The organism is Prevotella sp. oral taxon 376 (assembly GCF_003043945.1).
In the GTDB taxonomy this organism is placed as follows: Bacteria; Bacteroidota; Bacteroidia; order Bacteroidales; family Bacteroidaceae; genus Prevotella.
Genome location: NZ_PYXG01000002.1, coordinates 462,048 through 476,013 on the forward strand (window position 1 = coordinate 462,048; position 13,966 = coordinate 476,013).

Annotated in this window: 11 protein-coding genes; 3 read left to right on the forward strand and 8 right to left on the reverse strand. The window is 53.4% G+C overall.

All coding sequences use genetic code 11. The annotated features are described in order from the left end of the window. Window positions 1-45 precede the first annotated feature (45 nt). Window positions 46-396 (forward strand): MGMT family protein, encoded by a 351-nt coding sequence (locus tag C7120_RS11485; protein ID WP_107621805.1) that lies wholly within the window; start codon window positions 46-48, stop codon window positions 394-396. 250 nt (window positions 397-646) lie between these two features. Further along, on the forward strand, window positions 647-1,432 hold the full coding sequence (locus tag C7120_RS11490) for a ThiF family adenylyltransferase (protein ID WP_107621806.1): 786 nt from the start codon (window positions 647-649) through the stop codon (window positions 1,430-1,432). Here the strand turns inward: C7120_RS11490 and rmuC are convergent. The 8 genes from rmuC to C7120_RS11530 form a co-directional block, all read right to left on the reverse strand. After that, window positions 1,429-2,772, reverse strand: a complete 1,344-nt coding sequence (rmuC, locus tag C7120_RS11495; protein ID WP_107621807.1) for a DNA recombination protein RmuC — start codon at window positions 2,770-2,772, stop codon at window positions 1,429-1,431. The genes C7120_RS11490 and rmuC overlap by 4 nt on opposite strands. A 41-nt stretch (window positions 2,773-2,813) precedes the next feature. Then, a complete protein-coding gene (locus C7120_RS11500; protein ID WP_107621808.1) occupies window positions 2,814-4,112 on the reverse strand; it encodes an MATE family efflux transporter in 1,299 nt (432 codons plus the stop codon). Then, complete coding sequence (locus C7120_RS11505; RefSeq protein ID WP_146154264.1) at window positions 4,102-4,908, reverse strand: zinc ribbon domain-containing protein; 807 nt, start codon at window positions 4,906-4,908, stop codon at window positions 4,102-4,104. The genes C7120_RS11500 and C7120_RS11505 overlap by 11 nt, the downstream gene beginning before the upstream one ends. 4 nt (window positions 4,909-4,912) lie before the next feature. After that, a complete protein-coding gene (locus C7120_RS14220) occupies window positions 4,913-5,470 on the reverse strand; it encodes a hypothetical protein (RefSeq protein ID WP_233247098.1) in 558 nt (185 codons plus the stop codon). A 5-nt stretch (window positions 5,471-5,475) separates the two neighbouring features. After that, window positions 5,476-8,952 carry a hypothetical protein gene (locus tag C7120_RS11515; protein WP_107621810.1) on the reverse strand — a complete coding sequence of 1,159 codons (3,477 nt, stop codon included), beginning with the start codon at window positions 8,950-8,952 and terminating at the stop codon, window positions 5,476-5,478. Then, window positions 8,952-10,436, reverse strand: coding sequence for a hypothetical protein (locus tag C7120_RS11520; protein ID WP_199220702.1), 1,485 nt, complete (start codon window positions 10,434-10,436; stop codon window positions 8,952-8,954). Before C7120_RS11520 ends, C7120_RS11515 begins: the two co-directional genes overlap by 1 nt. Window positions 10,437-10,508: 72 nt before the next feature. Continuing rightward, window positions 10,509-10,952, reverse strand: coding sequence for a hypothetical protein (locus C7120_RS11525; protein WP_107621812.1), 444 nt, complete (start codon window positions 10,950-10,952; stop codon window positions 10,509-10,511). Window position 10,953: 1 nt separating this feature from the next. Then, window positions 10,954-12,345, reverse strand: coding sequence for a hypothetical protein (locus C7120_RS11530; protein ID WP_107621813.1), 1,392 nt, complete (start codon window positions 12,343-12,345; stop codon window positions 10,954-10,956). Window positions 12,346-12,677: 332 nt separating this feature from the next. On the opposite strand from C7120_RS11530, the gene C7120_RS11535 reads away from it, so the two are divergent. Next, window positions 12,678-13,919 (forward strand): D-alanyl-D-alanine carboxypeptidase/D-alanyl-D-alanine-endopeptidase, encoded by a 1,242-nt coding sequence (locus C7120_RS11535; protein ID WP_369916887.1) that lies wholly within the window; start codon window positions 12,678-12,680, stop codon window positions 13,917-13,919. Window positions 13,920-13,966 lie beyond the last annotated feature (47 nt).

The following is a 13,966-nucleotide window of genomic DNA, read 5'->3' on the forward strand; positions in this document are numbered from 1 at the left end:
CAAAAGTTATCTTTTAAAAATAAAAAAGTTATATTTGTCGGCAGAATGAATATGTCAACCGAAAAATTCCGGCAGGAAGTTTACCATGTGGTAGCCGCCATCCCACGGGGAAAGGTGGTTACTTACGGCCAGATAGCGTTCCTGACAGGTCGCCCGCAGAACTCCCGCCTTGTAGGTCATGTGCTGCACGGCACGCCGCGAGAACTCCGCCTGCCCTGCCACAGGGTTGTGAACGGAAGCGGCCGCCTTGTCCCGGGATGGACCGGACAGCGAGCGCTCCTGGAGAGAGAAGGCGTGGAATTCCGGCCCAATGGACATGTAAACCTCAAAACATCGCAGTGGAAGTTCATGGAGACAGAAATTCAGGAATTCCCCGGTCCGCCCACGAGACCTTGAAATCAATCTGCTGTTTTTGCGGAAATATCCGCCCGACCTTCTAAAAACAAAAATACGATGTCAGCGTTAGAGGGTCTACTTCGGGCCATAGCCACGAAGGATATCCTTAAAAGCAGGCAGACTCCGGAGCCGCGCCACTGACGGGCAGCCCTGAAGGATGGCTTATTCTCAGAAAATAAAAATTCCGGATGAAAGAAAGGGGTTCCTTTAATTTTTCGTACCTTTGCAAATAGAAAAAGAAAAGGTAAAGATGCAGAATCAGTTTTCCAGAGTCCAGCTCTTGTTAGGCAAGCCCGCCATGGAAACGCTGGCTGCCTCGCGCGTGGCCGTTTTCGGCATTGGCGGCGTGGGCGGACATGCCCTGGAGGTTTTGGCACGAAGCGGCGTGGGCAGCATAGACCTCTTCGACAACGACCGGGTGTGCATAACCAATGTCAACCGACAGATTCTCGCGCTCCTTTCCACCGTGGGACAATACAAGGTGGAGGTGGCGGAAGCCCGCATACACGACATTAACCCCGACTGCACGGTCGGCAAACACCCCATATTCTATCTGCCAGAGAATGCCGGAGAGGTAGACCTCCGCCAATTCGACTATGTGGTGGACTGCATCGATACGATAACGGCAAAGATTGAGCTTGCCAGACGTTGCTACAGCCTTGGCGTCCCCCTTATTTCAAGCATGGGCGCAGCCAACAAACTCGATCCTACGGCCTTCCGTGTGGCTGATATCTACGAGACCAATGTGGACCCGCTTGCAAAAGTCATCCGAAAAAGACTTCGTAAGCTCGGAATCCCCTTTCTCAAGGTGGTTTATAGTGAAGAAGAGCCATTGAAACCGCTGCAAAATGAAGAACCTGTGGCAGAATCACGGGGCAACGGCCGCGGCCGCCGAAGCATTCCGGCAAGTAACGCCTTCGTTCCCGCGGCGGCGGGGCTCATCATCGGCGGCGAAGTGGTGAAAGACCTGCTGCGGAAGGCGGGCAGGCTGCGGGCAGAAAGCACCGAGGAGGAAAATCATTCTGTCTCCCGCTAAGTTTCCTCGGGGAGCTCCGCGGGGGCTGCCGTGTCTACCGGAATCGGATAATTCACATTCTCCTTGACACCCAAACTCTTCATCTGGTTGGCTTTCTGCACGATGCCCTGTCGACCGGAAACGGTGGTGTCCAGACCTTCGAACGACTTGGTAAAAGTGTCAAGATTTCGTTTCATCTTCTGGTATTCACCGATAAACTTGCCCACGCGCTTGAGGAGTTCATCGGCTAACAGGAAAACCTGCTTCTGATTCTCAGCCTGCTGATACTGTCTCCATGCGATGTCAATGACTTTGAGAACAGCCATCAGATTCTCCTGGCTGGTAATAAAGACCTTGTTGTTAAACGCTTCGCTCCATAGATTCGGGTCTTCCTTGAAGCTCAACTGGAGTGCACCCTCATAAGGAACATACATAATGACGAAATCTACCGCCGTCCGACCTTCCTTTACGAAACGACTGTAATCCTTTCCCATCAGATTCTTATATTGCCCTTTGACACTCTCGACCACCTTCTTGGCATAGACCTTGCGGCTTGCGTCGTCCTCAGCCTCCACGAAATGCTTGTAGGCATCGATAGACATCTTGGCGTCGATGAACACATCCTCTCCGTTCGGATAATGCAACACGGCGTCAGGACGGTAACTATCAGTACCTTCAGCCGTAACCGTTACCTGCAAATCGAAGTCCGTTCCCTCTCGCATTCCCTGGGCAAGCAACAAATTGCGAAGCGTGTGCTCACCCCAGTTGCCCTGTATTTTGTTGCCGCCCTGCATAACATTCGAAAGGCGGGTGGCCGTTTTGTCCATGCGCTGTGTCTGCAACATCATCTGCCGGATTTGCTCCGTGATGGAAGAGGTGGTCTCTACCGTCTTCTCATTTGTGTTCTTAATGGCTTCCTGAAGTTCAGCTACCTTATCTTTCAAGGGCTTGGTAACCGCGTCGATGGAGTTCACATTCTGCGTCTTCAACTTGTCGGAAGTCTTGTCGAGAACCTCCTGTGCCAAATTGGAAAACTGCTCGTGAAGGGTCTTCAATTGTTGTTCGAACTGCTCTCGGCGGAGTTTGTTCTCCTCGCTGGTACTTTTCCGCTCCGCTTCCAACTGCGACTGCATGCTGCCCAGGTCCACTTTGGCCTGAGTGAGCTTGCCACTCAGGTCGCGAAGCTCGGCTTCCGCCATGTTGAATTTGGCCTGCAATTCTTCTTTCAACTGGATTTCGTGCTCTTTGCCCTGCTCGGAAAGCCTCAAGGCAGTCTCCACTTCACGCTTCTTTCCATTCATCCACAAAAAGGTCATCAGGCCTCCTACGACCAATCCGACCGCAATATATACGATTTCCATGCGTTCCTAAGATTTTTATTGCAAATATACGAAATTCCGCTTTATATCCCGCATGTTTTATCCAGATATATTTTCTGACTCACTCCACGCATGAGAAGGTAGGCGATGAGCGACAACCAGAGGGCGTGGTTATGGAGGAAACTGACAAGGAGAAAATAGAAAACAAAGAAACAAGCCGCTGCAACGCACGAAGACACAAGCATGCCGCGAGTGGCCGTGATGCCGATGAAGATGCCGTCGTAAATGAAGCCTGCCACTCCTGCCAATGGAATGAGCAGCGCCCAAAGGAAATAAGGCATGGCGGCATCGATGACCGATACCTCATCAGTAAGCAGCCCGAGGAACGAACGACCTCCCGCGGCATAAACAAGGGTGAACAGCACTACCATCAGAACACCCCAGAAAGCCAACCGGCGGCACACCTTGCGGAACTGTCTACCGTCGCCGGCACCGTAGGCTTTGCCACATAAGGCTTCCGCGGCAAACGCAAAGCCATCCATGACATAGGAGAAAAGCGTATAAAATGTCATCAGCAGGGTATTGACGGAAAGGATCAAGTCGCCTTGGCGAGCACCGAAAGAGGTAAAGAACAGATTTACCGCCACGAGGAAAACCGTACGGAAGAAGATGTCGCGGTTGACACTAAAAAAGCGCAACATGGCATTGCGCACGAACACCCCCCGCCAACCAGCGCCGTATCTAAGAAGTTTGCGGTAATACCTGAACCATAACCCAAGAGCCATCAGCAGCCCCGACCACTGCGCCACGACTGTGCCAAGAGCTACGCCCTCTATCTTCATGCCGAATCCGAACACCAGGGCAAGGGAAACCACGATGTTGATCATGTTCTGCAGGATGCTTACCGCCATCGGTATGCGTGTGTTCTGCATGCCCACAAACCAGCCTGTCATGCTATAGAGGCCCAGCACCGCCGGAGCTCCCCATATACATATATTAAAATAGACATGGACAAGCGGCACTATCTCGGTCGACGGATGCATGAGCGTTACCGACAACCAGCGGAGCGGCCACTGAAAAACCAGGAAACAGAGGGCGATGAGCAGTCCCACGGAAAACGAGCGCAGGAAAAGGCGCATCAGCTCCGGAAGGTTCCTCTTCCCAAGAGCCTGCGAGGTCATTCCGCTCGTTCCCATGCGAAGGAAGCCGAAAAGCCAATAGATAATATTGAAGATCATCGACCCAATCGCTATGGCGGCAATATACTGCACATGGCCCATATGGCCGACAATGGCAAGGTCGACAAGTCCCAGAAGGGGCACCGTGATGTTCGAAATTATCGAAGGAACGGCCAGACGGAGTATCTGTCGGTCAATGATCACTTTTCTTCGTCATCCACATTCCTTCGCCTGCATCAATAAGATGCTTGTCTTCATCAAGCCGATAGTAGGTCTTCACTTGGTGCCCGTCGTCTGAGAAGAAGCAGTTCAACTGGCCGGGAGTATAGTAGAAAGTAGCGTGGCTCGTACCTCCGTCCGATGTCTCACTAATCCATTTGTCAGCTATGTGCACCTCGATATTGCCATATTCCGTGGCAATCTGCCACCTCCCGAAAACCCAATCGGGAGTAGGCCGGGCATCCTGCTTGGTTACCGAGGTGTCAAATGAATCCACGGGAATCTCCTCTATGGCTTCCACGGTCGTGCCTCCCGCAGCGTCTTCCGCCACATACGACTCGTCTGAATGACCTGCGTGAGGCCCGAATAGAATAAGCGCAAAAAGGGCCAGAAGTGCAATTAGACAACCCTTGAAGCCGCAACCGAAAGGGCTTTTCTTCTTCCGAACGGTGCCTGTATCCGGGCGCGGCCCCGTCGAATAAGGCTGCGGACCAACAGGAGGGGCTGTTGACTTCTCTGCCGCCGGGGCCGGCGATGGCATCTTATCTTGCTGAAGACCGCTTCCTGCCTTGTTACCAACGGCTTGTAATGCGATTACAGACGGCTTGTAATGCTCTTCCTCGCCGTCTGTAACCTCAGCTGCATGCGCTGCGGGTTCGTCTTCGGGTAGTTCATAGCTGAAAGGCGTGCCGCAACGGGGGCACACGCAAGACAGCTCGCGCACCCCCGAACCTCGCCAGACCTCAAACCTATATCTACATTTCGGGCACTTTATTTCCATATTTTCACTCAAATCTTACGACTGCCTTGCGCACCATGCGCCATCCTTCGCCATCCCGGGTGGCGACGCCCTCCTCCTCGGTGATGATATGCCGGGGCATCGAAGCGATGTTGCCGTTCACCTTGCACACCGACTTCACGAACTGCGAGACGCTGATCATCGCCGTCGCAATGGCATCAGGGGTGTCCAGCAAGATGAAATTGCCATTCACGCCATCCGCCGACACGAGCTTGTAGATGCTCTTCCCGATCTGTTCCGTGGCACTCTGCCGGACAAAAAGGCCGTCGGCCGTCGGCGCGGCAAGATAGAACACCCGGGACCGGGGCTGGAGCCGTGAGGGCTCGGGGCTGAAAGAAGTGAGTACGCCCGCCGCCGGCTCGGAGTCAGAAGTCTCAAGTAAGGCTTCTTTCTCCTCCGCCCTCTCCTTCGCGGCGAGACTTTCCTGAAGAGTCTCCACCTGCTTCTTCAGCTTCTTCAGCTCTTCCCAGATGGATTCCTGGGATTGTCGCAAGTCGCTGATAACCTTCCTGGTTTCTTCCGTTTCCTGATTTCTTCCAAACATAGTCGTCAATCTGTCAAATGCTCGATGAGATTGTCGCGGATGCTACCGATAATCGGATAGAAGAACACCGTATCCTCTATCAGGTCAGATCCATTCCTGTCTTCCTGATTCTTGTTCACAAAGTTCCAACCGTTAATCAAATGATGCTCCAGATCCTTGTTGACGAGTTCCCGGAATCTGACGAGCGAACGATTCTCTACGAGGAACCGATCGACGATGTGGATATCCTCGCACAATTGCAGGAAGAGGTCGTTAAATTCCCTCACTTGCCGCACGATTGCCGCATGCACATCCTCACGGTCCATGTCTTCATATCGGAGCGCTTCCAAGGGGAGCATAGAATAGTTGTACTTCAAATGACTATCAAAGTCGTCCATCAGCTTGTTCAGTTCCGCCACATGCTGGCATCCCATGCCGTCGCGCACTTGCATGAGGGCCCCACGGCAGGTAATCTGCTTGGGTTCGTTCTTCTCCATCACCACGGAGAACCCATCGGCATCATACCGCTCACCGTAGACACGCTCAAAAACAGTCTGGGTAAGCAGGTCAAGATCGCGCTGCGAGCCTACGATATCAAGCACCTTACTGCCCGTGCCACTGAACATCACGCTGCGCGGCTTCTCCAGCCTGCGATGCTTCATCATGCAGGCCACATAGTGGATGAGCGCCACATAGAAGTAGATGAAGACTATCTTGCGGTCGCCGTCCTCGTTCAGGCGCATGTTGTAAGAGAATACATCGTTTCCGTTCACCACCTTATTATTAATCACCGAGAACAAGAAAGCGTTGATATCCTCGCTTTTGCGCTTGGCCATGATATCATCGAGGATGCCGTTGAGCTCTCCATACTTGTCATCGTCGCTGTCGAAGAGCCGGCGGAAGTAATCCACATATCTCACGAGCATCGGATTGGTATCGCCATGAGGCACCTCGGAGAAGCCGTCGCCGAAGAGCACATTGGCCGCAAAACGGAAAGATGTGAGAAAGGCTGGCTGCTGCGCGTTCGACTCGAAGACAACGACATCGCTCGAACCGCCACCTATGTCGATGCTCGCGACGGTAGAAGCCGCGCCCCGGAACTGGCTGGAGCATTTATAGAAATAATAGGGAGCCACGCTCTCGGGCATTTGGATGAGATTGGCCTCCGTCGCCTGAATCCCGAATACCTCGCTGAAGATCTTCGACCAGGTCTCTCCCAGCTTGCGGATATTGCCCACTTTCATGCTCAGGGGATAGAACCACACGAGGCGGGTCTTGGCTATATCTCCGTTTTCAAGGAGCACCTTCGTGCGAAGCAGCAAGGCTATCTCCGTCAGATAGGCACGAATGCGCTTGCCCGTGGCTATCTCCGTCGACCATTTCAGGTTCGGCACGATGCGATTGCCATAGCCTATGCTCTCCTTCTCATAGATGAACGGGATGTCGGCATCTCCCAAAGCCACGATATCGTCAACATTCGCGGCATCCATGCGCTCGCACTCCGAGAGCACCGTGCGCTGTGGGAAGCCGTAGTCCTCGCCTATTTCCTTAGGCAGGAATTCCTGTTTGATAATGACATCATAGAGCACCTGCGAGCCATTATACAAAGTCGCGAGCATCCGGTTTCTCCCTGCCAGGTCTATCCTCAGCGGATCCGGCATGTCGTCGCCCTTCATACACTCCACATGGGTGTTGGTCGTACCGAAGTCTACGGCGAATGTGAAGGCGTCATGGCCGGGTATATAGTCGGGCCACTTGGGGCAAATAGCTCCCTCGGCCACCTTGTTTCCCCGCTCATCGGTGAGCGAGACATTGATGTAATCGAAATCGCCAGCTAGCTTATAATAGCAACTTCCCACACGCTTCTCCGACTTCAAGCTACGCTCACGGGCAATAATTTCATTGTTGGGAACCTGATTACGATATCCGTTCTTGTAAAAATCAAGATCCAGGCGATAGTTCTCAAGCATGCCGAGGGCACGATCTATCAGTTGAACATTATACTGCTTTAAGCCCTGGGTATGCACAAACGGGAACACGCTCAGCGCAAACGGCACGGTGATGAAATATCCCCGATCGTTCTTCATGTCATAACCGAGGTCTACATTATGGGCCGCTACATAGGTGCGCTCCAGCGTGATATACTTGCCCTGCTTCCTTACCGGAACGCGAAGGATCGCCTTCACGCTTTCCATGGAGCCTGTTTGCGTATGGACGAGTTCAAACTTAGGCCTCCCGCCGATGGTTCCCCATAGGTCATTCACATTAAAATATTTAAAGAAGAGCGGCTTCAGGGGCAGCACGAAGTCGCAGTCGTCGGTCTCGCGCGAGCCCATCGACAGGTTTCCGTCAAAGAAACAGTCGCCGTCCATGCGGTAATCGAGCTTGATGAGCGACGGTTGGAAGAAGTCGTCGGCCGTAACCCAGGGATACAGATGACTCGTGGCAGGGAGCACGCGCTTATCAGGTTCCGGCGCATAGTCTGCCGGAGTGATGACTGTAGCATCGGTCCAGGCCGTCGTGATATAAAGGAACGGATCGGTCTGCGGTGCGTTCAAGTGGTTCTGGAGCACCAAAGGAAGCCTTTCTCCCACCTCACGCGTCGGAACAATGACAAAGTCGCTGTTCTCAATAGCCTTCAAGACATCTTCCTGACGGACACAGTAGAAAGGCACGCCGAGCACTTGGACTCCCTCATCCATCTGCCGGAAGTTAGCATCCAGATAACCCTTCGCATGCTCCACGGCCCGCATATCCATGGCTTCGGGATTTCCTATCTCCTTGAGAATCGCGTCGCGAAGGGCTTGCGGGAGCATCTGAAAGCTGGTAATGAGGTAATGATTCACCTCGCCACAACTCCTTTTAAGCTCTGGATAAGCCGTGAAGAGCGCATAGATATACATAACGAACTTCTCGTCGCGCACATGGAGCGGACGCCAAAAGTCGAAGAGGTTCACATTCTGCTCCACCGGCAACGGGACGCAATGGGGCTCCGCATTGGGCGAAGGCATAAACAGGGTTACCGGCGATGTACTCCCGACAACTTGATTACCGTAGATGAGGAAATAAAGCCGATCCATCCTGTCGAAGTTAAATGCTTCCTTGTCCTGCTCCAGAAACATCTTCAGAGTCTCGCCAAAGAGCTTATGCTGCGGATCGGACAGCAACCTGGGCAACTCCACATCACGGTTCCACTCGATGATATGGAGCTGGTTCTTCAGTTCCGGATATGAAAAGAAGAGCTGCGCAATATCAAGGGCATTAGACACAAGTTTCTCATCCATGGCCTCTCCCTGCAGGGCGGCGTGCGACGCCAGACGAGAAAAGGCGTTCTTCACAAGATCCATCTGGGCAAACGGAGACGGAATAGCCGTGCGCGGCTTTTGGGAAAGTCCTCCGTTAGGGTCGCTGATCATGTCGATTTCATCGGCACTATATTGCGTGTTCAACGGTATCCACCCTTCACCGGTGGTCTTATTGTTATAGCTTAATATCTTACTCATTATACGATTCCATTATATTTTTCATCAAGCAACTGGTCGAGCGTCTCGTCCAGCAGGTCGAGAAGCTTGAATGCCACACGGTCGCTCCCATACTTATTGGTCTTCATGGCCTGCTGTGATGCCTTGTTAAGGGCCGACAGGAGGGTCTTGTAGTCAATGGCCGACTTAAAGAGTCCACTCTTCGGCTGTATTCCGGAGATAGCTTCGCTGAGCTTCTCGGTGTCGAGGTTAAAGGGAATGAAGGCACGATGATTGCCCCGCAGTTCCTTCAGCCACTGGCGATAAGCCACGAAGAAGCTGGCCGTCAGGGTGTTGAAGAACGAGGTGGAGAGGAATCCGTTGCCTATTTCAGGCTTGTCCTCGGTATATCCTCGCCCGATATCTTGCTTCAACTGATGCGTGATGTACATATAGGCAAGGTGGAACTTGACGAGCTGACGATTGACCAAGGAACGCGTCGAGAGGGCAAAGGTCTTCAGACTCAGCATGCCCTTGTCTTCGGAGAGCCCGTATTCCTTATAAATCGGGCTCCGCGCATTACCGTCCACGGTAACGAGCTGGTCGTCGGGAATAGAGAGAAAGTCGAGCACCGACAAGGCTCCCACATACTCCACTACATGAGCATCGTTGCGCTGACCGTTACCGCCGGGGTCGTTGAAGTAAGGATTCGACGGCACCTCATCTCCCAGATAGTAGCAGGCATTGACTTTCGAGAACGGCAGATCTACCCCGTCCTCGCGCAATCCTGTCAAGTTATCGTGGTAATAGAACAACGCACTCTTGGTCTTCGAAATGAAATCGGCCCTCGAGATGGGGCTGTTCTCGTCCTGCTGCACATTGAAATAAGGCAGCACGGTGAGTGCTCCTATCTTCGCGTCGCGCAAGTCTCCGCGGTTATTGATGGCCGCATTGCGACCCGCGTTACGGATGTTTTTCACGATGATCGGGTATCCCGCCGCCCCTGTTCCACCGAAAATGCTCGACACAATGAAGATGCGGTCGGTCTTCTGAAACACATTCGAGAACTGGCGGAACTCCTCTGAGTCTTTAAACTGGTTCAGTGCCACGCTGCCAATGTTGGGACTTCCCACGAATCCGATATCCATTTTCGTGTCCAGCTGATAGCCGGAGAACATCATCGAGGCCAGTGCCTGGTTGGCCGAGTCGAGCGTGCTGTAGGAGATGAAGTCCTGAAATTTCTTCGAGGCGATGCTCCCCATGTTGAAGAGGAAAGTGTCGCTGAGGCCCGATCCGTTGGGAATGATGTCTGAGAGGGTGGATATCTTCGCCGAAAAAAATCCCCGGGTTACTTCTGCCGAGTCGCCGTAGAGCTGCTGGCGAATCTGCTTATACCAGCGCAGCAGGTTTTCCGTGCGCTTCAGGTCCTGGTTGGCCTTATGAGGGTCGACGATGATAGGCACTATTTCGAGCGGCATGGGCTGTCCCGTCTCGTTCAGGGGATGGATGCCGGCAGCCAACTGCATGATGAGAGGCCGCATGACGCGGCTTCCCGTTCCCCCCACTAAGAATATAAAAAGTCTCATAGTCGTCGGTCTTTATTCTGGTATCGGTGTATGGCGGCAGTTAGACGACCACCAGCGAATGGAGAACGACACCACGATAAAGAGTATCGCCTCGATAGCCAGGTCGACCATGCAGAAACTGAAGAGCTGCGCGCTGAAGTCATAGCCCAGCCCCTTGAAGATGGAGACGGGATAGGCAAAATTGATGAGCGGAGCCGCTATGCATGCCGCTATGAGCACGATGAGCCAGTGATACCAGCGTGAGAAGCTCACGCTGTTGACCACATAATAATAGATACCCGCAAAGCCCCATGCCACCAGGGTGGTAACGATGGAAACCGTGAGATACAAGTTTTCGTTATACATCTCGTTAGAGAATTCCCGCTCGTAATAGAGTGCCTCATAGAGAGGAGTCCCGAGCAGCAGGTAAAGCAGCGTGATGACTGCTCCCGCAACTAAAAACATTCCCTTCTTCATCTTATCTTTCCAAGTTCAGTTCAAATTCAAAATATTCCGGCTCGCCGTCGCTCATGTGCTTGTAGCTATCATAGATTCCCTCCAGCAGATAGCGAAGGCCGAAGGTGGTGTGGCTGTCCACGCACAGGTCATTGTCCGTGGAACTTTCCGCTATCCATTTGGGCAGACGATTCATGAGCTTGATTTTCACCTCCTGATCGTGGGTAAATCCGCCCATCGAGAGCACAAAAATGTGAGTGGACTTGCCGAGATATCTCCTCTCGGCGGGCGTGGCATCCTTAGGCGTTACACGGCGTATCTTCCTGATCTTCACCGCGTCGCTACTCTCCACCTCATAGTTGGAGGCGTCGGTGAGATACCTCTCGTCGATGAGCATGCCACTCAAGTCTACGGCAAGCGCCAGCTGCAGATCGCCGCTGTTCTTGTCGAGTTCCACGCCTCCGATACTCGTAATGCGCGATTCCTGTCCCCGCTCCGGCTGGAAGCGTCCGCGAATATCGTCGTTGCTCAATAAGAGCGAGTAATAAGGCGCATACAAATGGCGGGCTTCATAGAGATACATGTTCTCGTAGCCACGAAGAGCCTTGAAGTCGGCAAAGGCAGCCAGCTGGCGATCGTGCGTCAGGCGGGACATGTTGCGATTATCGCCCACGACCACGATGTAATAGGGCCGGCGGCCGTTATACTGCCGCACCGAGTTGTCGTAGCTATAATAAGGCCCGTTATACGAGGCATTCATCTTCACCACGAGCATGGCTTTCTTCTCCACCGCCTCCTTGAACACGGAGTTGATCATGCCCTGCGCCTCGCTGAACACCTTCTGCGGATTCACGCCCTGCATGTCCTTCACCGAATAGATCATGTCGGTAACGAGGATGCTTATCTCGTTTTCCTTCGTATTATTCAGCAAATCGTCGAAGATGGAGCGGAAGTCGGTATACCCTTTCTCTCCTATATGCTCCACCTCGGCCTTACCGGGCAGATTGTTCTGAAGGGCCATCACGGCCGCCTTGAACGAACCGTCGCCGCTCGGAGAGTCGTAAGGCGTCATCGAGCCGCTCTGCTCCAGGAAGATGCGGAACGACAGCGGCTCCTCATCGATGCCCGCAAAGCTGATATCCTTGGCAGGGCGCCTGTGGTCGAAGAAGTCCTGTATATATTCCTTCACGGCCTCCGCCTTCAGCCCGTTCCCGTCGTAGAGGTCGCTGAAGTGGGCCTTGTTCTTGTCCAGAAAGTCGGCTATCCGCTGCCAGTCGGCCCGGTCTACGGTCTCATCCTGCCCTGCCAGTTCTGTTAACAGCCGGCCGAACTCTTTCTGACTCTTGTCGCCGCACGAAACCACGACGGCCGTCAGGAAGAGCGCAAGCAAGAGTCTCTTTGTTGTTTTCATCATGCCTTTAGACAATATATTTGTAAACATAGTTGCAAATATAATAAAAAATCGGCAAACGAACACCTTAAAAAACAAGGTTTTATGAAAATATGAATGTTTTTATGCCTCTTCTTGAAACTCCGCTTGTTTCCGTTGCCGCTGCAAAAGACAAGGGGCGGCAGGATTACAAGCGGTGTGTAACCTCGTTACAAGCAGCGTGTAATCCTGTTACACGCATCGTGTAATCCCGCTTCGGAACGCAAAACAAGGAAACTTTCAGGTTTATTAGGATTCCGGACAGCATGCTTCTCGTTTTTTATTTGTATTTTTGCATCCCGTAAACAGATATGAAAATGAATCACTATCTCTATAAACTAAGCAGGGCAGCCTGTATTGCAGCCGTTGCCGGCATGCTCGCCGGCTGTAGCGGAAGCGGAAAAAACAAAGACACGAGACCGGAAACGACAAAGAAAGACACCATTCAGATCGACACCGCCTTGAAGACGCGCCTTGCCCGGTTTGCAGAAACGCCGAGGGCGAAAGGGCAGTTTGCCTTCTATGTATTCGACCTCACGGCCGACCAACCGGTGCATGGCGTCAACGAGAACCTGTCTCTCCCGTCGGCCTCCTGCCTGAAGCTGCTGAGCGGGGTGGCGGGTCTGCACTTGCTCGGCAGCGGCTACCACTATGAGACCTCGATATATGTACGGGGCTCCGTGGCGGATGACACGCTACACGGCGATGCCACCTTCAAGGGCAGCCTCGACCCCCAGCTCAACCCCGCAGACCTCAGCCGCTTTGCCCGGGCTCTCCAAAAGAGGGGTATCCGCAAGATAGACGGGCGGCTGATAGCCGACCTCGTCATCACGGAGCCCGTGAAGAGCGAAGCCCACTGGTATCCGTGGGATTTGAGTTTCTCCAAATACGGACTCCTCTATAAGGGCTCTCCGCGCGTGATGCGAGAGCTGAAGCTGGCCATGAGGGCACAGGGCATACAAGTGGCCGACAGCCAGATAGTGCGGGGAAGGCTGCCCCGCGGCTCGAGGCTCATTTATAAATATGTGCGCCCCATCAGCATGATTACCCGGCGCATGTGGAAAAACAGCTCCAATACGCAGGCCACGGCCATGCTCTACACCATCGGGCACCGGGTGAACCGGCAAGGAGAACCCACGGCATGCGGCGTGAGCTATCTGCGAAAATTCCTCCGCCAGAATCTCGGATTCATGGCAAAAGACCTCGTGATACACGACGGATGCGGACTCTGCACCCACAACCGGCTCTCGCCGAAGGTGCTCACGGCCGTGCTCCGCTACGGCTATCATCGCAAGCCCATCTACCGACTGCTCCACGACCAGCTCTCGCTGGCCGGCACCGACGGTACCCTTGCCCGCATGATGACTCATCCGGCCACGCGCGGCAAGATTCGGGCGAAGACCGGAACGCTCTCCCACCCCTACGGCATTAGCTCGCTGGCGGGCTACTGCGAGGGCAGCAACGGCCATCTGTTGGCCTTTGCCATCATGGACTCGGAGATGTCGGTGCTCGACGCGCATGTCTATCAGCGCAGGCTCTGCGAGGCTCTCGTGAAATAAGCTGCCCGCCATTTGTCTCTCAACGGAAAAGGGCAGTCTCCCTGCGA